This is a genomic window from Bradyrhizobium sp. SZCCHNRI3043 (assembly GCF_032377735.1).
In the GTDB taxonomy this organism is placed as follows: Bacteria; Pseudomonadota; Alphaproteobacteria; order Rhizobiales; family Xanthobacteraceae; genus Bradyrhizobium.
Genome location: NZ_JAUHID010000005.1, coordinates 227,502 through 246,704, shown reverse-complemented (window position 1 = coordinate 246,704; position 19,203 = coordinate 227,502). Strand labels below are relative to the sequence as shown.

At 66.0% G+C, this 19,203-nt stretch carries 12 protein-coding genes; 10 read left to right on the top strand and 2 right to left on the bottom strand.

The window, feature by feature from the left end:
* Positions 1–12: 12 nt before the first annotated feature.
* The 6 genes from QX124_RS14065 (at position 13) to QX124_RS14040 (ending at position 11,195) form a co-directional block, all read left to right on the top strand.
* Entirely contained in the window at positions 13–5,232 is a 5,220-nt protein-coding gene (locus tag QX124_RS14065) for an alpha-2-macroglobulin (protein ID WP_315797461.1), read from the top strand.
* A gap of 89 nt (positions 5,233–5,321) precedes the next feature.
* A complete protein-coding gene (gene pbpC, locus QX124_RS14060; protein WP_315797460.1) occupies positions 5,322–7,436 on the top strand; it encodes a penicillin-binding protein 1C in 2,115 nt (704 codons plus the stop codon).
* Between the two features lie 51 nt (positions 7,437–7,487).
* The gene (locus QX124_RS14055) at positions 7,488–9,230 is read left to right on the top strand and encodes a glycosyltransferase family 39 protein (RefSeq protein WP_315797459.1); all 1,743 of its coding nucleotides are present in this window, start codon (positions 7,488–7,490) and stop codon (positions 9,228–9,230) included.
* Positions 9,231–10,022: a phosphatase PAP2 family protein gene (locus QX124_RS14050; protein ID WP_315797458.1), complete on the top strand. Its 792-nt coding sequence runs from the start codon at positions 9,231–9,233 to the stop codon at positions 10,020–10,022.
* 97 nt (positions 10,023–10,119) lie between these two features.
* Positions 10,120–10,857, top strand: coding sequence for a glycosyltransferase family 2 protein (locus QX124_RS14045; RefSeq protein ID WP_315780016.1), 738 nt, complete (start codon positions 10,120–10,122; stop codon positions 10,855–10,857).
* A complete protein-coding gene (locus QX124_RS14040) occupies positions 10,857–11,195 on the top strand; it encodes a lipid-A-disaccharide synthase N-terminal domain-containing protein (protein WP_172109779.1) in 339 nt (112 codons plus the stop codon). Before QX124_RS14045 ends, QX124_RS14040 begins: the two co-directional genes overlap by 1 nt.
* A 145-nt stretch (positions 11,196–11,340) precedes the next feature.
* Here QX124_RS14040 and QX124_RS14035 read toward each other — a convergent pair whose 3' ends face one another.
* Positions 11,341–13,035 (bottom strand): Na/Pi cotransporter family protein, encoded by a 1,695-nt coding sequence (locus QX124_RS14035; protein ID WP_315797457.1) that lies wholly within the window; start codon positions 13,033–13,035, stop codon positions 11,341–11,343.
* Positions 13,036–13,155: 120 nt separating this feature from the next.
* Positions 13,156–14,349, bottom strand: a complete 1,194-nt coding sequence (gene metC / locus QX124_RS14030) for a cystathionine beta-lyase (RefSeq protein ID WP_315797456.1) — start codon at positions 14,347–14,349, stop codon at positions 13,156–13,158.
* Positions 14,350–14,664: 315 nt separating this feature from the next.
* On the opposite strand from metC, the gene QX124_RS14025 reads away from it, so the two are divergent.
* Genes QX124_RS14025 through QX124_RS14010 form a run of 4 tightly spaced genes read left to right on the top strand, consistent with a single transcriptional unit; the run spans position 14,665 to position 19,198 of the window.
* Positions 14,665–15,681, top strand: a complete 1,017-nt coding sequence (locus QX124_RS14025; RefSeq protein WP_315738050.1) for an amino acid ABC transporter substrate-binding protein — start codon at positions 14,665–14,667, stop codon at positions 15,679–15,681.
* Positions 15,682–15,709: 28 nt separating this feature from the next.
* Positions 15,710–16,915, top strand: coding sequence for an amino acid ABC transporter permease (locus QX124_RS14020; protein ID WP_315757537.1), 1,206 nt, complete (start codon positions 15,710–15,712; stop codon positions 16,913–16,915).
* On the top strand, positions 16,912–18,432 hold the full coding sequence (locus QX124_RS14015; RefSeq protein ID WP_315797455.1) for an amino acid ABC transporter permease: 1,521 nt from the start codon (positions 16,912–16,914) through the stop codon (positions 18,430–18,432). The genes QX124_RS14020 and QX124_RS14015 overlap by 4 nt, the downstream gene beginning before the upstream one ends.
* A gap of 22 nt (positions 18,433–18,454) precedes the next feature.
* Positions 18,455–19,198 carry an amino acid ABC transporter ATP-binding protein gene (locus QX124_RS14010; protein WP_315711850.1) on the top strand — a complete coding sequence of 248 codons (744 nt, stop codon included), beginning with the start codon at positions 18,455–18,457 and terminating at the stop codon, positions 19,196–19,198.
* Positions 19,199–19,203 lie beyond the last annotated feature (5 nt).

The following is a 19,203-nucleotide window of genomic DNA, read 5'->3' as shown; positions in this document are numbered from 1 at the left end:
AGGAGCTGTCCCATGATCGGTCTGGTTCGCGCCGCCGCCCTCTGCGCCATCATGGTGCTCGGCCTCGTGTCCGCCCATGCCGCCGACAAGGCGTTCAAGCGCGACGACTTGGCCGACGCCGCCATCAAGCTGGAGGCGCAGATCAAGAGCGAGGCGGGGGCGGTCAACAAGCCGCTCGCGACCTTGCGCACCGACGCCGATGCTGCGCTGCGCCGCAACGACCTCCGAACGGGTCTGCAAATCCTCGGACAGATCGCCACAGTGGCCCCGGATGATTCCGGTAATTGGCTGCGGCTGGCGCGCACCGTGCTCAACCAGATCAAGCCGATCAACTCGTCGGAGCAGACCTTCCTGCTGGAGCGCGCCTCGACGGCGGCCTACATCGCCTACCAGCGCGCCGGCAATGCCGGCGAGGAGGCGGACGCGCTCGCCGTGCTCGGCAAGACCATGGCCGAGCGCAAGCTGTGGCGGCCGGCGCTCGATACACTCAGGATGTCGCTCGAGCTGCGCGAGATCGCCGACGTCCGAGGACAGTATGAGCGGATGCGCGACGAGCACGGCTTCAAGCTGCTCGACTATACCGTTGACTCGGACTCGGCGAGCCCGCGGGCCTGCTTCCAGTTCTCCGAGGATCTCGCCAAGCGCACCGACTTCTCGCCGTTCGTGGCCCAGGCCGGCACCGACAAGCCGGCGCTGACCGCGGAGGACAAGCAGCTCTGCGTCGAGGGCCTCAAGCATGGCGAGCGCTACAACATCAACCTGCGTGCCGGGTTGCCGTCAGGCGTGAAGGAAAGCCTGCCGAAATCGGCCGAGTTCAACATCTATGTCCGCGACCGCAAGCCGTTCGTGCGCTTCACCGGCAAGGCCTATGTGCTGCCGCGCACCGGCCAGAAGGGCATTCCGCTGGTCAGCGTCAACACGCCCGCCGTCAACATCAACGTCTTCCGGATCGGCGACCGCAACCTGATCAACACCGTCATCGACAGCGACTTCCAGCGGCCGCTGTCGAGCTACCAGCTCACCGATCTCGGCAATGACCGCGGCATGAAGGTGTGGAGCGGCGAGCTCTCGACCGCGATGACCCTGAACCAGGACGTCACCACCGCCTTTCCGGTGGATCAGGCGCTCAGCGACATGCAGCCGGGCGTCTATGTGATGACGGCCGCGCCGAAGGGCCCGACCAGCGGCAATGACGAGGACAGCGGCGGCCAGCTCGCCACGCAATGGTTCATCGTGTCCGATCTCGGTGTCGCCGCGTTTTCCGGCAATGACGGGATCCATGTGTTCGTCAATTCGCTGGCGTCCACCGATCCGGTGGCGCGCGCCGAGGTGAGGCTGGTGGCGCGCAACAACGAGATCCTGGCGAACCGCAGGACCGATGAGGCCGGGCACGCGCTTTTCGAGACGGGGCTGGCGCGGGGCGAGGGCGGGCTGTCGCCGGCGATGCTGACGGTGGTCGGCGAGAAAGCCGACTACGCCTTCCTCAGCCTGAAGACGACCGCCTTCGATCTCTCCGACCGTGGCGTGTCCGGCCGCGAGGCGCCGGCCGGGCCGGACGCCTTCGTGTATTCCGAGCGCGGCGTCTACCGGTCCAGCGAGACCGTCTACCTCACGGCGCTGCTGCGCGACGGCAAGGGCAACGCCATGACCGGCACGCCGCTGACGCTGGTGGTCGAGCGCCCGGATGGAGTCGAGTTCCGCCGCGCCGTGCTGCCTGACCAGGGTGCCGGCGGGCGGTCGTTCAGTGTGGCGCTGAATTCGGCGGTGCCGACCGGCACCTACCGCGTGCGCGCCTTCACCGATCCCAAGGGGGCGTCCGTCGGCGAGACCACCTTCATGGTCGAGGACTACGTCCCCGAGCGGCTGGAATTCGACTTGTCGTCCAAGGACAAGCAGATCAAGGCTGAGACTCCGGTGGAGGTGAAGGTCGACGGCCATTTCCTCTATGGCGCGCCGGCCTCCGGCCTGCAGCTCGAAGGCGACCTCCTGGTCACCACCGCCTCCGAGCGGCCGGGCTTCCCGGGCTATCAGTTCGGCGTCGCCGACGAGGAGAGCGCCTCCAACGAGCGCACGCCGATCGAGGGCATGCCCGAGACCGACGACAAGGGGGCGGCGACGTTCCCCGTGAGCCTGGCCAAGCCGCCATCCTCGAGCCGGCCGCAGGAGGCGCAGATCTATGTGCGCATGGCCGAGACCGGCGGCCGCGCCGTCGAGCGCAAGCTGGTGCTCCCGGTGGCGCCCAAGGCCGCGCAGATCGGCATCAAGCCGTCGTTTACCGGCAAAAGCGTTGGCGAGGGCGACAAGGCCGAGTTCGACGTCGTGTTCGTCTCGCCCGAGGGCAAGACGCTGGCGCGCAACGGCCTGCGCTATGAGCTGCTCAAGATCGAGTCGCGGTACCAGTGGTATCGGCAGAACGCCTATTGGAATTACGAGCCGGTCAAGTCGACGCGCCGGGTCGGCGATGGCGACGTCACGATCGCCGCCAACAAGCCGGCGCGGCTGAGCTTCCTGCCGGAGGCCGGGCGCTATCGCCTCGACGTCAAGTCGGCGGATGCCGACGGTCCGGTGACGTCGCTGCAGTTCGACGTCGGCTGGTACACCGACGGCAGCGCGGATACGCCGGACCTGCTCGAGACCTCGCTCGACAGGCCGCAATATGCTTCGGGCGACACCATGGTGGTGACGGTCAATGCGCGCACCGCCGGCAAGCTCACGGTCAACGTGCTCGGCGACCGGCTGCTGACGACGCAGACCCTCGAGGTCAAGGAAGGCACCAGCCAGGTCAAGCTCGCGGTCGGCAAGGACTGGGGCACTGGCGCCTATGTCGTGACGACGCTGCGCCGTCCGCTCGATACGGCCGCGCAGCGCATGCCGGGCCGTGCGCTCGGCGTCGCCTGGTTCGGTATCGACAAGTCGGCGCGCACGCTCAACGTGGCGCTGACGCCGCCGGCGCTGGTGCGTCCGGGCTCGGCGTTGAAGATTCCGGTCAAGATCGGCGGGCTCAACCCCGGCGAGGACGCCAAGATCGTCATCGCGGCGGTCGATGTCGGCATCCTCAACCTCACCAACTACAAGCCGCCGGCGCCGGACGACTATTATCTCGGCCAGCGCCAGCTCTCGGCCGAGATCCGCGATCTCTATGGCCAGTTGATCGACGGCATGCAGGGCACGCGCGGCCAGATCCGCTCTGGCGGTGACTCTGGCGGCGCCGAGCTGCAGGGCTCGCCACCGACGCAGAAGCCGCTGGCGCTGTATTCGGGCATCGTCACTGTCGGGCCAGACGGAACTGCCGAGGTCAGCTTCGACATTCCGGAGTTCGCCGGCACAGCGCGGGTGATGGCGGTGGCGTGGAGCGCCACCAAAGTTGGCCGCGCCAATGTCGACGTCACTGTGCGCGATCCCGTGGTGCTGACCGCGACCCTGCCGCGCTTCCTCCTGTCAGGCGATCGCGGCACGCTGTCGTTCGATGTCGACAATGTCGAAGGTGCGCCCGGCGACTATGTCGTCAGCGTGAAGGCGGGCGGTCCGGTCAAGGTGTCCGGCAATGCCAACGTCACGATGAAGCTCGCGGCCAAGCAGCGGGCGTCGGCGACCCTGTCGCTGGACGCCAGTGGCACCGGGCAGGCGCAGCTCGATGTCGACATCAAGGGCCCCAATGGGCTGGCGCTGGCACGGCACTATCAGTTCGACGTGAAGCCGGCGACCCAGGTACTGGCGCGTCGCTCGATCCGCACACTCGCGAAGGGTGAAAGCCTGACGCTGACATCGGACATGTTCTCCGATCTCGTGGCGGGCACCGGCACGGTGTCGCTGTCGGCGGGGCTCTCGACCGCGCTCGATGCGGCGACCATCCTCAAGGCGCTCGACCGCTATCCGCATGGCTGCTCGGAGCAGATCACCAGCCGCGCGATGCCGCTGCTCTATGTCAACGAGCTCGCGGTCGGCGCGCATCTCGCCATGGACACCGAGGTCGACCAGCGGATCCGTGACTCCATCGACCGGCTCCTTGCACGTCAAGGATCCAATGGCTCGTTCGGGCTGTGGTCGGCAGGCGGCGATGATCCCTGGCTCGATGCCTATGTGACGGACTTCCTGACCCGCGCCCGCGAGAAGGGATTTGCGGTGCCGGACGTACTGTTCAAGAGCGCGCTCGACCGCATCAGGAACTCGGTCGTCAATGCCGAGGAGCCGGAGAAGACGGGCGGCCGCGATCTCGCTTATGGCCTCTACGTGCTGGCGCGCAATGGCGCGGCGCCGATCGGCGACCTGCGGTATCTCGCCGACACCAAGCTCGGCAATCTCGCCACCCCGATCGCCAAGGCGCAGCTTGCCGCGGCGTTGGCGCTGGTCGGCGACCGCGCCCGTGCGGAGCGGGTCTATGCCGCCGCGGCCGACAGCCTCGCGCCGAAGCCGGTCTTGGTGTTCGGCCGCACCGATTACGGCTCCGACCTGCGCGATGCAGCGGCGCTGGTGTCGTTGGCGGGCGAGGGCAATGCGCCGCGGGCGACGTTGAGGCAGGCCGTCGCCCGTGTCGAAGCCGCGCGCGGGCTGACGCCGTACACCTCGACGCAGGAGAATGCGTGGATGGTGCTGGCGGCGCGCGCGCTGGCCAAGGAGACGCTGACGCTCGACATCAACGGCCAGGCCGTAAAGCAGGCGATGTACCGCAGCTACAAGGCGGCGGAGCTCTCAGGCCAGCCGCTGAAGATCACCAACACCGGTGATGCGCCGGTGCAGGCAGTGGTCTCGGTCTCCGGCTCGCCGCTGACGCCGGAGCCGGCCGCGTCGAACGGTTTCAAGATCGAGCGCGGCTACTACACGCTCGACGGCAAGCCGGCCGATATCAGAACCGCGAAGCAGAACGACCGTTTCGCTGTCGTGCTGAAGGTCACCGAGGCCAAGCCGGAGTACGGCCACATCATGGTGTCGGACTATCTGCCGGCGGGGCTTGAGATCGACAATCCGCACCTGGTGTCGTCGGGTGACAGCGGCACCTTGGACTGGATCGAGGACGGCCAGGAACCGGTCAACACCGAGTTCCGCGACGACCGCTTCACCGCCGCGCTCGACCGCGCCGCGGATTCCAAGTCGGTGTTCACGGTCGCCTACGTCGTGCGCGCGGTGTCGCCCGGCAAATACGTGCTGCCGCAGGCCTATGTTGAGGACATGTACAATCCCTCGCGCTATGGTCGGACGGGCACGGGCTCGGTGGAGGTCCGCGCGGCCAAATGAGCGAGGGTGGGACGAGCGATCGTGAGCTGGGTGGCAAGACGGACCTCCACACTCCGCCATGCCCGGTCGCTCCGCGCGCTCCGAACGACGTGGATGGCCGGGACAAGCCCGGCCATGACGGCAGGAGAGGGCGGGGCGTCAAACGGCTGTTCGCCATTGCGCTCGCATTGGTCGCGTCGGTCTCCGTCGCCGCCTGGACCATCTCCCTCGGCCCGCTGCCGCTGGGCGAGGCGAGGGCGGTCTCGACCACCGTGGTCGATCGCCACGGCAAGCTGCTGCGTGCCTATGCGATGGCGGACGGGCGGTGGCGGCTGCCGGTCAGCGCCAAAAAAGACGTCGATCCGACCTATCTGAAGCTGCTGCTGGCCTATGAGGACCAGCGCTTCTTCGACCATCACGGCGTCGATCCGCGCGCGCTGGTGCGGGCGGCCATCCAGCTCGGCTCGCACGGCCACATCGTCTCCGGCGGCTCGACCATCACGATGCAGCTGGCGCGGCTGCTCGAGCCGCGGCGGCAGCGTTCGCTGCATGCCAAGCTCCGGCAGATCGTGCGCGCGCTCGAGCTCGAGCGAGAGCTGAGCAAGGACGAGATCCTCGATCTCTACCTGACGCTGGCGCCCTATGGCGGCAATCTTGAAGGCATTCGCGCCGCCTCGATTGCATATTTCGGCAAGGAGCCGAAGCGGCTGTCACTGGCGGAAGCGGCCCTCTTGGTGGCGCTGCCGCAGTCACCGGAGACGCGGCGGCTCGACCGGCATCCCGAGGCCGCTCGACGCGGCCGCGACCGCGTGCTCGACCGCATGGTGTCGGAGAACGTGATCTCCGCCGAGGACGCGGCGCAGGCAAAGGCGCAAGCCGTTCCGGCCTTCCGCAAGCCGATGCCGATCCTGGCGCCGCATGCCGCCGACCAGGCCTCGGCGGCCGTCAAGGATCAGCCGATCATCCGCCTGACGCTCGATGCGTCGCTGCAGAAAGTGCTGGAGCCGCTGGCGCGCGATCGCGCCATCGCATTGGGACCGAACGTCTCGGTCGGCATCATCGTGGTCGACAATGACAGCGGCGACGTGCTCGCCCATGTCGGATCGGCCGACTACTTCGACGAGAAGCGGGCAGGGCAGGTCGACATGACCCGCGCGGTGCGCTCGCCGGGCTCGACCCTGAAGCCGTTCATCTATGGACTCGCCTTCGAGGACGGCTTCGTGCACCCGGAGAGCCTGATCGAGGATCGCCCGGTGCGCTTCGGCTCCTACGCGCCGGAGAATTTCGACATGACGTTCCAGGGCACGGTGCCGGTGCGCAAGGCGCTGCAGCTGTCGCTGAACGTGCCGGCGATCGTGCTGCTCGATCGCGTCGGGGCGAGCCGGCTGTCATCGCGGCTGAAGCAGGCCGGCGGCAATCTGGTGCTGCCGAAGGACGAGGCGCCCGGCCTTGCGATGGGGCTCGGCGGCGTCGGCGTGACCCTGCAGGACCTCGCCCAGCTCTATGCAGGCTTTCCGCGCCTCGGCACCACCAGGCCGCTGCGCGAGATCATGACGGCTGAGGGGACTGACGGCGCGCGCGAGCCGATGCGGCTGATGGATTCGGCGGCCGCCTGGCAGGTCGGCAACGTGCTGCTGGGGACGCCGCCGCCGGAAAACGCAGCCCGCAACCGGATCGCCTTCAAGACCGGTACCAGCTACGGCTATCGCGACGCTTGGTCGGTCGGCTTCGACGGCCGCGTCACGATCGGCGTCTGGGTCGGCCGGCCTGATGGCGCGCCGGTGCCCGGCCTGATCGGTCGCGTCGCCGCGGCGCCGATCCTGTTCGACGCTTTTGCCCGCAGTGGCAAGCTGCCAGCAACATTGCCGAAGCCGCCCAAGGGGGCGCTGGTCGCCAGCAATTCAAAGTTGCCGCTGCCGCTGCGCCGGTTCCGGCCGATCGGCGAATTGGTGCGGACCGGCGCCGAACAGGCGCCGCACATCCAGTTCCCGCCGAACGGCTCGCGCATCGATGTCGACCGATCCGCGGGACGCGAGGCATCGGTGATGCCGGTGAAAGTGTCGGGCGGCGTGCTGCCGCTGACCATGCTGGTCAATGGACTGGCCGTCGGCGAGATCGATAGCCGCCGCCAGCGCCTGATCGATCCGCCCGGGCCGGGCTTTGCCCGCCTCACCGTGATCGACGCCACGGGCGCTGCGGACACAGTTGTGGTCAGAATCCAGTGAGGGTTCGCTAAGCGGTTGTCGACATGGCGGTTTCAGCGTATTCGGAACCCCATGGTCGAGACCTATGCCCGCCCCCGTTTTGGAGAGCCACGCGAGCCGAAGAACCTGGTCAATCCAGGCAATCGGCTGGTGCGGATGATCGATGCCGTCACCGTGAACCACACCAGGGCGGCGGCGTTCCTGCTCGTCTGCGGGCTGCTGTTGTTCCTGCCGGGCTTCTTCACGATCCCGCCGATCGATCGCGACGAGGCGCGCTTCGCCCAGGCGACCAAGCAGATGGTCGAGAGCGGCGATTACGTCGACATCCGCTTCCAGGACGACGTGCGCTACAAGAAGCCGGTCGGCATCTACTGGTTGCAATCGGCCGCGGTCGAGACGGCGTCGGCGATCGGTCTGCCGCGTGCGCAACTGCGCATCTGGGTCTACCGCATTCCCTCGCTGATCGGCGCGATCGGCGCGGTGCTGCTGACCTATTGGACCGCGCTCTCCTTCGTGACACGGCGCGGCGCCGTGTTCGCCGCCTTGCTGATGTGCTGCTCGGTGCTGCTCGGCGTGGAAGCCCGGCTCGCCAAGACCGACGCGATGCTGCTGTTCACCGTGGTGGCTGCCATGGGTGCGCTGGCGCGCGTCTATCTGTCGTGGCAGCGCGGCGAGGATCCGGTGCATCCGCCCTGGGGACCGCCTGCGATCTTCTGGACGGCGCTCGCCGGCGGCATCCTGATCAAGGGCCCGCTGATCCTGATGTTCGCGGGACTGACGATCGTGGCCCTGGCGATCATGGATCGCGGCGCCGGCTGGCTATCGCGTCTGCGCCCTCTGTGGGGACTGATGTGGATGCTGGTGCTGGTGCTGCCCTGGTTCGTGCTGATCTTCCTGCGCGCCGGCGACACCTTCTTCGCCGACTCCGTCGGCGGCGACATGCTGAGCAAGATCGGCGCCCAGGAGTCGCATGGCGCGCCGCCGGGCCTCTATCTGCTGCTGTTGTTCATCACCTTCTGGCCCGGCGCGCCGCTGGCCGCAATGGCGGCGCCTGCGGTGTGGCGCGCGCGGCGCGAGCCGGGGGCGCAGTTCTTGCTGGCCTGGCTGCTTCCGTCCTGGATCGTGTTCGAGGCGGTGCTGACCAAGCTGCCGCATTATGTGCTGCCGCTGTATCCGGCGATCGCGATCCTCACGGTGGGCGCGCTGGAGCGGCGGGTGCTGGCGCGCAATTGGCTGCGGCGCGGCGCCGCCTGGTGGTTTGCGATTCCCGCCATCACCTCGGTGGTGGCCGTGATTGGCGCCATCATCGTCACGCACCAGCCGGTGTTCCTGGCCTGGCCGTTCGTCGCGGCGTCGCTGATCTTCGGCCTGTTCGCCTGGTGGCTCTATGACGACGGCCGTGCCGAGCGCTCGCTCTTGAATGCCGGCGTGGCGGCGATGTTCCTGGCGTTCGTGGTGTACGGCGCCGTGCTGCCGGCGCTGACGCCGCTGTTTCCCAGCGCGGAGATTGCGCGCGCTCTCCGCAACGTGGTCTGCGTCGGGCCGAAGGCGGCGGCGGCAGGCTTCCACGAGCCGAGCCTTGTCTTCATGACGGGGTCGTCGACGCAACTCACCGACGGCTCCGGCGCTGCCGACTTCCTCAGCCAGGGCACCTGCCGCTTTGCTTTGGTCGAGCAGCGCACCGAGCGCGCCTTCGTGCAACGGGCCGAAGCGATCGGGCTGCGCTACAACGTCGCCAAGCGCATCGACGGCTACAACATCTCGCAGGGCCGTCCGGTCTCGATCGCGATCTATCGCTCGGAGGGCACCGAATAGATGTCGGCGCCCGACAGCCCCGCGCGATCGTCAGGCTATTTCGCCCAGCTCGCGCTGGTCGGCAAATTCTCGCTCGGCCGGCTGGTTCGCCAGCCGCAAACGGCGCCGGAGGCCGCGAGCCGGCAACGCCTGGGGCGCGAGCTTCTCCTGCTCGGCGCCATCGGCCTGAGTGTGGTCCTGGTGCTGATGTTCGCGTTCGATGCTTACGAGATCGGGCTGATGCCGGCGCGGGGAACACCGAGCCTTTGGCCGGTGCGGATCATCACCGAGTTCGGTCAGGATGAATACGTGCTGGGACTGTTGGCCGTGGGCGTCGTCGCGACGATCCTGATTGCGCCGCTGTGGCCGGAAGCCAGCCGCAGCCGTCTGCTGAATTTCGCGACTCACGTTCAATACGCCTTCTTCGCGGTGCTGAGCGCGGTACTTGCTGCCCAAGTGCTGAAATACATCATCGGCCGCGGCCGCCCCTTCGTCGGCGGCAAGGCGAATGCCTTCAATTTCGACCCGTTCAACGGCACGCCGGCCTATTTCAGTATGCCGTCCGCGCATGCGGTGACGGCCTTCGCGCTGGCCTTTGCAATGTCCGCCATCTGGCCGCGGTTGCGCGTTCCCATGTTCATCTATGCCGTCGTGATCGCCTTGAGTCGGCTGGTGCTGCTGGCGCATCATCCGAGCGACGTGGTCGCCGGCGCCGTGGTGGGATTGGCCTGCGCCATGCTCGTCCGCTACTGGTTCGCAGCTCGTCGGCTCGGCTTTCGTCTCGGCAAGGACGGCCAAATCGTACCGCGCTAAAGGGGTTGATAGCGGGCCCCAAGCCCCATAAGAAGCCTCCGCCGGAGCGCCCCGGGGCAGGAACCGGCCCGATCACGCCCTTACGAGTCTCAAACTCTTGTCGACCGAATCCCCCGTTGCCGTCTCCATCGTCGTTCCCGTGCGCAACGAGGCCGGCAACATCACGCCCCTGATCAGCGAGATCGCGACCGCGCTCGATGGTCTGTGGCCGTACGAGATCATCTACGTCAATGACGGCTCGACCGACGAGACCGCGCAGCGGCTCGCCGAGGAAATGGCACGGCGGCCGAACCTGCGCGTCCTGCGGCATGAGACGTCTTCCGGCCAATCGGCGGCTGTCAGGAGCGGCATCCGCGCCGCTCACGGCGCTGTCGTCGCGACGCTCGACGGGGACGGGCAGAACAACCCTGCTTTTCTGCCCGAGCTCATCGCCGCGCTCGAAAAGGGCGGTGCGCATGTCGGCCTCGTCGCAGGGCAGCGGGTCGGCCGCAAGGATACTGGCTTTAAGAAACTGCAGTCACGGCTCGCCAACAAGATCCGCAATGCGGTGCTGCACGATGGAACGCGTGACACCGGCTGCGGCCTCAAGGCGGTTCGCCGCGACGTGTTCCTGATGATGCCGTATTTCGATGGTCTGCACCGCTTCCTGCCGGCGCTGGTGCGGCGCGAGGGCTATGACATCGCCTATGTCGACGTGATCGACCGGCCTCGGCACTCCGGTGTCTCGAACTACGGGTTCTTCGACCGGCTCTGGATCGGGATCATGGATCTCGCCGGCGTGTGGTGGCTGATCCGCCGCAAGAAGCCGACGCCGGTTGCGATCGAGGTGAAGTAATGCTGATTCAATTCGGGCAGGCGTTCAGCAACTATCTCTACGACATCTTCATCGCCAAGTTCGATTTCTGGCTGGTGTTCGGCCTCGCCGCACAACTGGCCTTCGCTGCGCGCTTCCTGGTGCAGTGGATCGCCAGCGAGCGCGCGGGCAAGAGCGTCGTGCCGCTCGCATTCTGGTTCTTCTCGATCGGGGGAGGGCTGATGACGCTGATTTATGGTCTCGTGAAGCGCGAGCCGGTCATCATCTTCGGCCAGCTGCTGTCGAACATCATCTACGTCCGCAACGTGATGTTGATCTTCAAGAACCGCCAGCGGGAATCGCAGACGCTGAGCAACTGATCGAGCCGTAGGGGTCTCACCACCGCCGACATTCCGGGTTCAATCGCCACGTGCAGCCGCGTCGCGGCTGCACATTGACGCTTGCCCAGGAATGACGGTGGTCGTGAAACCGGAAGAGTAGTTTCACTGATAGGACGCGCAAGACTCAACGCGGCAATGGCTGGGCCGACGATGCGGGCAGGGCGGCGGTCTCTGCGCTCTCGACTGCTTCGCTGCGGCGGGTCGCGACCTCGCCGGCCGCGTCGAGCACGGGATAGGCGACCGAGCAGATGTGCGAGTGGATACGCCTGAGATCGCGCAGCACGTCGAGATGCAGCGAGGTGGTTTCCAGCGTCTCCGAGCGGCCCTCGCGCAGACGTTCGAGGTGCCGCTCGGTCGCGCCGAGTTCGGCGTTGCGGAGCTCGGCTTTCTGATCGAGCAGTTGGTGGGCTTGCTGCGCATCGCCGGACATGAAGATGCCGAACGCGATGCGGAGCGCCTCCATGATCTGGCGATGAAAGGCCTGCAGCTCGTCGGCGCCCTCAGCGGAGAACTGGAACCTGCGTTTGATCTTCTTGGTCGCGAGCTCGCTCAGGTTCTTGTCGATGATGTCGCCGATATGCTCGAGGTTGATCGCGAAGGAGATGATCTCCATCGCGCGCTTGCCCTCGCGCTCGTCCAGGCTGCCGCGCGTCAGCTTGGTGATGTAGAGCTTGATGGCCTCGTCGAGCCGGTCGACGACGTTGTCCGCGCGTGACACCTGATCCACGAGGCCACGGTCGTTGGTCATCATCGCGGTCATGACGTTGCGCAACATGGTCTCGACCAGATCGCCCATGCGCAGCGCCTCGCGCGCCGCGTCCGCAAGCGCAAGCGACGGGGTTTCCAGCGCGGTCTCGTCGAGATAGCGCGGCTTCGCCGGATCGACCTCGGCTGGGCGGTCCGGAAACAGTCGCGTGAGCAACTTCTCCATGCCGCCCAGCAGGCCGATGAAGACCACGGCCGTGCCGAGATTGAACGCCATGTGGAACTGCGCTGTCAGCTTCGACAGATCCGGTTGCCACGATTGCAGCAAATTGGCGAGCGGATGCAGGAAGGGTGTGATCAGCGCGACGCCGATGATGCGGTTGAGGAGATTGCCGACGGGCAGGCGATAGCTCGCGGGATTGTCGCGGTGCGCGCCCTCGAACACCGGGTTGACGGCGCTGCCGAGATTGGCCCCGAGCACGAGCGCCAGCGCCGCATCGGCCGTAACGAAATGCGCATAGGCCAGCGACATCACCAGCAGCACGCTGGCGACGCTGGAGTGCACGACCCAGGTGACGAGCGCACCTAAGATGATGCACAGCGTGACATCGGCCGTGATCGCCTGCATGAACACGCGCATCGCTGGCGCTTCTTCGGCGGGTGCCAACGTATCGATCAGAATATGCAGCGACAGCAGCATCAGGCCGAGGCCGATTGCTACCCGGCCGAGATCCTTGATGCGCGATCGCGGCCCACTGCGGAACGCCACCAGGCCGAGCACGAACAGGATGGGGGCGACCGCCGCCACGTTGAACGAGAGCACCTGGACGATCAGCGTGGTGCCGATATTGGCGCCGAGCATGATCGCGAGCGCCGGGATCAGGCCGACCAGGCCTTCCGCTGCGAAGGAGGTCGTGATCAGCGCGGTCGCCGTGCTGCTCTGGAGCAGAGCGGTCAGACCGAGGCCGGCAGCGAGGGCGCTGAAGCGGTTGCGCAGCGCCCGCGACAGCAGCAGCCGGAGATCCGGGCCGAAGGCGCGGAGAATGCCGCTGTGGACCATGTGAAGGCCCCACAGCAGCAACGCCACGCCGCCCATCAGATCGAGCAGAACCATGATTTCCGTTCGTTCGAGCTTTCCTTGCCGCGCAGGCTACCCCCAATCGGCGGGACATCAACGCCAATTTGTCGGCCCCGGCTGCCCGATCGCGCGGCGCTCCGCTGGCTGCGAGCGTGCTTAAGCCGCGTTGAACGCCGCAAAGCCCCGGTCGAGATCCTCCTTGAGATCCTCCACGTTCTCCAGGCCGATATGCAGACGCAGCGTGGGCCCCCCCGGCGCCCAGGTGGTGGCCGTGCGGTAGCTCGCGCAGTCGAACGGAATCGCAAGGCTCTCGAAGCCGCCCCAGGAATAGCCCATTCCGAACAGCGTCAGCGTGTCGAGCATCGCATCGACCGCGGCTTGTGGCTTTGGTTGCAGCACGATGCTGAACAGGCCGGAGGCGCCGGTGAAGTCCCGCTTCCAGATCGCATGCCCCGGATGGCTCTCCAGCGCGGGATGCAGCACCTCGATCACCTCGGGACGCGCGGCGAGCCAGCGGGCCATTTCCAGCCCCGAGCGATGATGCTGCGCCAGGCGCACGCCCAGCGTCCGCACCCCGCGCAGGGCGAGGAACACGTCGTCCGGGCCGGCGCAGACGCCGAGCAGGCGAATGCCCTCGGCGATCAGCGGCCACGCCTTCGCATTGGCCGAAATCGTGCCGAACATGATGTCGGAGTGGCCGCCGATATATTTGGTGGCCGCCTGCATACTGATGTCGACGCCCTGGTCGAGGGAGCGGTGGTAGAGCGGCGTCGCCCAGGTGTTGTCGTCGATGACCAGTGCGCCGTGCGCATGTGCGACCGCGGCAATGGCGGGGATGTCCGGCATTTCGAACGACTGCGAGCCGGGCGCCTCGACAACCACCGCGCGTGTATTTGGTTTGAGCAGTTGCTCAATTCCTGGGCCGATCAATGGGTCGAAATAGGTCGTCTCGACGCCGTAGCGTGCCAGCATGCCGTTGCAGAAATTGCGGGTCGGACGATAGATGCTGTCGCACACCAGCACGTGGTCGCCGGCCTTGAGCACCGACAGCAGCGTGGTCGAGATTGCCCCAAGGCCGGATGGTGCGATGCCGACGCCGGCGCATTGCGGTCCCTCCAGCGTCATCAGGACCTGCTGCAGGGCCTTCGTCGTCGGCGTGCCGTGGCGGCCATACTGGAATTCGCCGCGGTGTGCGTGCAGGTCCTCGGCGGTTGGATACAGAACCGTCGAACCATGAACGACGGGGGGATTCACGAATCCGTGCTGCGCCTTCGTATCCCGCCCCGCCGTGATCAGCCGTGTTTCGACGTTTTGTCGCACCGCCGCAGCGGGGTCATTCGATGATGCCATTCGCGTGTCTTTTCTCTCTTAACCTGCCGGGATAGCTCGAAATCGGGCAGCACTGCGGTCGTTAATAACAGAATGCAGAACAGGCCCGTCAACCCCTTGACCCGGACCGCCAGTCGTTCTGTGATGCCGGGGCAATTCGATCGCTGCACGTTGAGGGGCTTGCCGCGATTTCCGCTTCATCTCGCCTGCACGGCTTCGTCGTGCATGGTGTACGCCATATTCTTGGTATGGCGTTTGCAACGCGGATTCAGGTCGGGCCCCCCTGCGCGCTGAGACTTCATCGCTCCCCAAGGACGACCGCGAAAGGCTGTATTTATGAAACGCGTCACTCTGGCTCTCACTCTTGCTCTCGCCCCGGTGCTGGCGAGCGTCGGCGCCCAGGCCGAAACGCTCAAGACCGTCAAGGATCGTGGCATGCTCGCCTGCGGCGTCAGCCAGGGCCTCCCTGGTTTCTCGTCGCCCGACGACAAGGGCAACTGGACCGGGATCGACGTCGACGTCTGCCGCGCCATCGCCGCCGCAATCTTCAATGATCCGACCAAGGTGAAGTTCGTCCCGCTGTCCGCCAAGGACCGCTTTACCGCACTGCAGTCGGGCGAAGTGGACGTGCTGTCGCGCAACACCACCTGGACCCTGTCGCGGGACACCTCGCTGGGCGCCAATTTCGCCGGCGTGACCTATTATGACGGCCAGGGCTTCATGGTGAAGAAGGCCCTCAAGGTCAATTCTGCGCTCGAGCTCAACAGCGCCTCGGTCTGCGTGCAGACCGGCACCACCACCGAGCAGAACCTCGCCGACTACTTCAAGGCCAACAAGATGAAGTACGAGGTGATCGCGTTCGCCGGCGCCGACGAGACTGTGAAGGCCTATGAATCCGGCCGCTGCGACGTGTTTACCACCGACGTCTCGGGCCTCTACGCCGAGAGGCTGAAGCTGTCCAATCCGGCCGATCACGTCGTGCTGCCGGAAGTGATCTCGAAGGAGCCGCTGGGCCCGATGGTGCGTCACGGTGACGATCAGTGGTTCGACATCGTCAAGTGGACGCTGTTCGGGCTGGTCACCGCCGAGGAGCTCGGCGTGACGCAGGCGAACGTCGACGAGATGGCCAAGTCGGACAAGCCCGAGTTCAAGCGCGCCTTCGGCACCGACGGCAATCTCGGCGAGCAGCTCGGCCTCACCAAGGACTGGTTCTCGCGCATCGTGAAAGCGGTCGGGAATTATGGCGAGATGTATGACCGCAACGTCGGCGCAGGGTCCAAGCTGCAGATTGCGCGCGGTCTGAACCAGCTCTGGAACAAGGGCGGTCTGCAGTACGCGCCGCCGATCCGCTGATCGCTGCACGAGATCGGGGCTGCGGCGAATGAGCATCGAAGCGAGGCTACCGCCTCCGCAATATGGGCTTCGGCTGAAGCGCATGCTCGGAGGAAAGGCAGGATGGAACGGCATCATCCTGCAGATCCTGTTCGTCGCAGTCCTAGTGTGGGTTGGCTACGAGATCGTGGCCAACGCACGCAGCAACCTCGCAGCCCAACGTATCACGTCGGGATTCGGCTTTCTCAACAACACGGCCGGCTTCGACGTCAACCAGACCCTGATCAGCTACTCCGGCTCCGACAGCTACAGCCGCGTGCTGATCGTCGGCGTGCTGAACACCCTGCTGGTCTCGGTCATCGGCATCGTGCTGGCGACCATCCTGGGCTTCCTGGTCGCTCTAGGCCGGCTATCACCGAATGTGCTGCTGTCGCGTGTCTCCGGCGCCTATGTCGAGCTGATCCGCAACCTGCCGCTCCTGTTCCAGATCCTGTTCTGGTATCTTGCGGTGTTGGCGGCTCTGCCCGGACCGCGACAGAGCATCTCTCTTTTCTCGACGTTCTTTCTCAACAATCGTGGCTTCATCGTTCCGCGACCGATCGAGGAGCCCGGCCTGATGCCGTTCTTGATCGCGCTCGGTGCCGCGATCGTCGGCTCGGCCGGTCTGCACTATTACGCTCGGCGTGAGCTGTTCGTACGCGGCCATGCGATGCGGATCTGGCCCTACGTGCTGGGGCTGCTGATCGGCCTGCCGCTGATTGCAACGCTCGTGTTCGGCGTGCCGATTTCGTTCGAGGTGCCGGCGCTCAAGGGATTCAACTTCGCCGGCGGCTCGCGCATCATTCCCGAGCTCGTCGCGCTGACCCTGGCGCTGACCATGTACACGGCGTCGTTCATCGCCGAGGTGGTGCGTGCCGGCATCCTCTCGGTCCACAAGGGGCAGATGGAAGCGGGGCTCTCGCTCGGACTGAGCCGCGGCACCGTGCTGCGCCTGATCGTCGTGCCGCAGGCGCTCCGCGTGATCCTGCCGCCGCTGACGAACCAGTATTTGAACCTGACCAAGAACTCCTCGCTCGCGGTCGCCATCGGTTATCCCGATCTCGTTTCGGTGTTCGCGGGCACGACGATGAGCCAGACGGGTCAGGCCATCGAGATCATCGGAATCACGATGGGCGTCTATCTGGCGCTGTCGCTGATCACCAGCGCGATGATGAGCTTCTACAGCTGGCGGCTTGGGAAGAGACTTGGCGCATGACCGACATCACGGCCTCAACCTTCATCCGTCAGGACATGGCCGGAGAACGTCCGGCGCCCATCAAGACGACGGGGTTCGTCGGCTTCGTCCGCACGAGGCTGTTGAACTCGCCGACCAATATCCTGCTCACCCTGGTGAGCGCGCTGTTGATCTGGTTCACCGTGATCCCGGCGGTCAAGTTCCTGCTGGTCGACGCGGTGTGGGTCGGCAAGGACCGCGAAGCTTGTCTGGCGCAGAACGCGGGCCATCCGGTCGGCGCCTGTTGGCCCTACATTTCGGCGAAGTTCGGCCAGTTCATGTACGGCTTCTATCCGGAGGCCGACCGCTGGCGGGTCAATCTGACCTACGGGCTCGCGGTGGTGCTGCTGGCGCCGCTGCTGATCCCGCGCCTGCCGGCCAAAGGATTGAACGCGGGCCTGTTCTTCTTCGCGCTTCCGGTGGTCGCATTCTTCCTGCTCTATGGCGGTGGGCTGGAGGGCTTCGGCGTGAGCTGGACCACAGGCGCGCTCCAGCTGTTCGTCGAGAGCATCGATACGGCCGGTAACGCGCTGGTTCGCGCCGGCGACAATTTGCCGGTGGTCGGCATGCTGCTGTGGCTGCTCGGCAAGCTGGTCGTGCTGATCGGTACGCTTGCATCGCTCGTGATCTGGCCGCTGGTCTGGATCCGCAATGAGCTGCAGCAATCTCACCAGCCCGTGTGGAATGATCTCGTGCTCTCCGCGATCATTGTCACCGCGCTGGTCTTCATCGTCGGTGGCGGGAGCAGGGCGCTGCGCAGCGTGATCGCCACGGCCGCGTCCTTCGCCGGCATCGCCATCGTCATTGCGATCATGGGCCTCGATCGCGGCGGCCTTCCCATCGTCGATACAAGGCTGTGGGGCGGAATGCTGGTGACGCTGGTCGTCTCGGTGATCGGCATCGTCGCGTCGATGCCGATCGGCATTGCGCTTGCGCTGGGCCGCCGTTCAACCATTCCACTGATCCGCATCTTTTCGATTGCCTTCATCGAGCTGGTGCGCGGCGTGCCGCTGATCACGGTGCTGTTCTTCGCCACCTACATGCTGCCGCTGTTCCTGCCCGGCAATGTCAGGGTCGACGGCCTGGTTCGGGCGCTGATCGGCGTCGCGCTGTTCTCGGGCGCCTACATGGCCGAGGTCATCCGTGGCGGCCTGCAGGCCATACCGCGTGGTCAGGCGGAGGCATCGAGCGCGCTCGGGCTGTCCTGGTGGAAGACGACCAGCTTCATCGTGCTGCCGCAGGCGCTGCGCCACGTCATCCCCGGCATCGTCAACAGCTTCATCTCGCTGTTCAAGGACACCTCGCTGGTGTCGATCGTGGCGCTGTTCGACCTGCTCGGCAGCCTCAAGGCCTCGTTTGCCGATCCGGTGTGGGCGACGCCGACCACGGCCTTCACCGGCTTTGCCTTCACCGGCCTGATCTACTTCGCCTTCTGCTTCGGCATGTCACGCTACTCCATGCTGGTCGAGCGCCGCGTCAATGCGCACCGGCGCCATTGAGCCAGAGATCATCGAGAGACCCATGACTGCAAATTCGATCGTCAGCATTTCCGCCCTCAACAAATGGTACGGCGAATTCCACGTCCTGCGCGACATCAACCTCTCCGTCGGGAAGGGTGAGCGCATCGTGATCTGCGGGCCCTCGGGCTCGGGCAAGTCGACCCTGATCCGCTGCATCAACGCGCTCGAGGAATTCCAGGAGGGCGAGATCAATGTCGACGGCATCGATCTCGGGCCCAACCTCAAGCGCGTCGACGAGGTCCGCCGCGAGGTCGGCATGGTGTTCCAGAGCTTCAACCTGTTTCCGCACCTGACCGTGCTGGAGAACTGTACCCTGGCGCCGATCTGGGTGCGCAACATCCCCCAGAAGGAAGCCGAGGCGACTGCGATGAAGTTCTTGGAGCGGGTCAAGATCCCGCATCAGGCGCAGAAATACCCGGGCCAGATGTCGGGTGGTCAGCAGCAGCGCGTCGCCATCGCGCGCGCGCTGGCGATGAACCCGAAGGTCATGCTGTTCGACGAGCCGACATCGGCGCTCGATCCGGAGATGGTGAAGGAGGTGCTCGACACCATGGTCGATCTCGCCAAGGAGGGCATGACTATGCTGGTCGTGACCCACGAGATGGGCTTCGCGCGCGAGGTCGCCAACCGCGTCGTGTTCATGGACGCCGGCCAGATCATCGAATCGAACACGCCGCAGGAGTTCTTCGCCAACCCGCAGCATGCGCGCAGCAAGCTGTTCCTGAGCCAGATTTTGCGGCATTGATGAGG

Bases quoted from the DNA above. Each gene is read 5' to 3' on its own strand.
- QX124_RS14065 (WP_315797461.1), top strand. From the start codon at position 13: ATGATCGGTCTGGTTCGCGCCGCCGCCCTCTGCGCCATCATGGTGCTC.
- QX124_RS14055 (WP_315797459.1), top strand. From the start codon at position 7,488: ATGGTCGAGACCTATGCCCGCCCCCGTTTTGGAGAGCCACGCGAGCCG.
- QX124_RS14050 (WP_315797458.1), top strand. From the start codon at position 9,231: ATGTCGGCGCCCGACAGCCCCGCGCGATCGTCAGGCTATTTCGCCCAG.
- QX124_RS14040 (WP_172109779.1), top strand. From the start codon at position 10,857: ATGCTGATTCAATTCGGGCAGGCGTTCAGCAACTATCTCTACGACATC.
- QX124_RS14035 (WP_315797457.1), bottom strand. From the start codon at position 13,035: ATGGTTCTGCTCGATCTGATGGGCGGCGTGGCGTTGCTGCTGTGGGGC.
- metC (WP_315797456.1), bottom strand. From the start codon at position 14,349: ATGGCATCATCGAATGACCCCGCTGCGGCGGTGCGACAAAACGTCGAA.
- QX124_RS14025 (WP_315738050.1), top strand. From the start codon at position 14,665: ATGAAACGCGTCACTCTGGCTCTCACTCTTGCTCTCGCCCCGGTGCTG.
- QX124_RS14020 (WP_315757537.1), top strand. From the start codon at position 15,710: ATGAGCATCGAAGCGAGGCTACCGCCTCCGCAATATGGGCTTCGGCTG.
- QX124_RS14015 (WP_315797455.1), top strand. From the start codon at position 16,912: ATGACCGACATCACGGCCTCAACCTTCATCCGTCAGGACATGGCCGGA.
- QX124_RS14010 (WP_315711850.1), top strand. From the start codon at position 18,455: ATGACTGCAAATTCGATCGTCAGCATTTCCGCCCTCAACAAATGGTAC.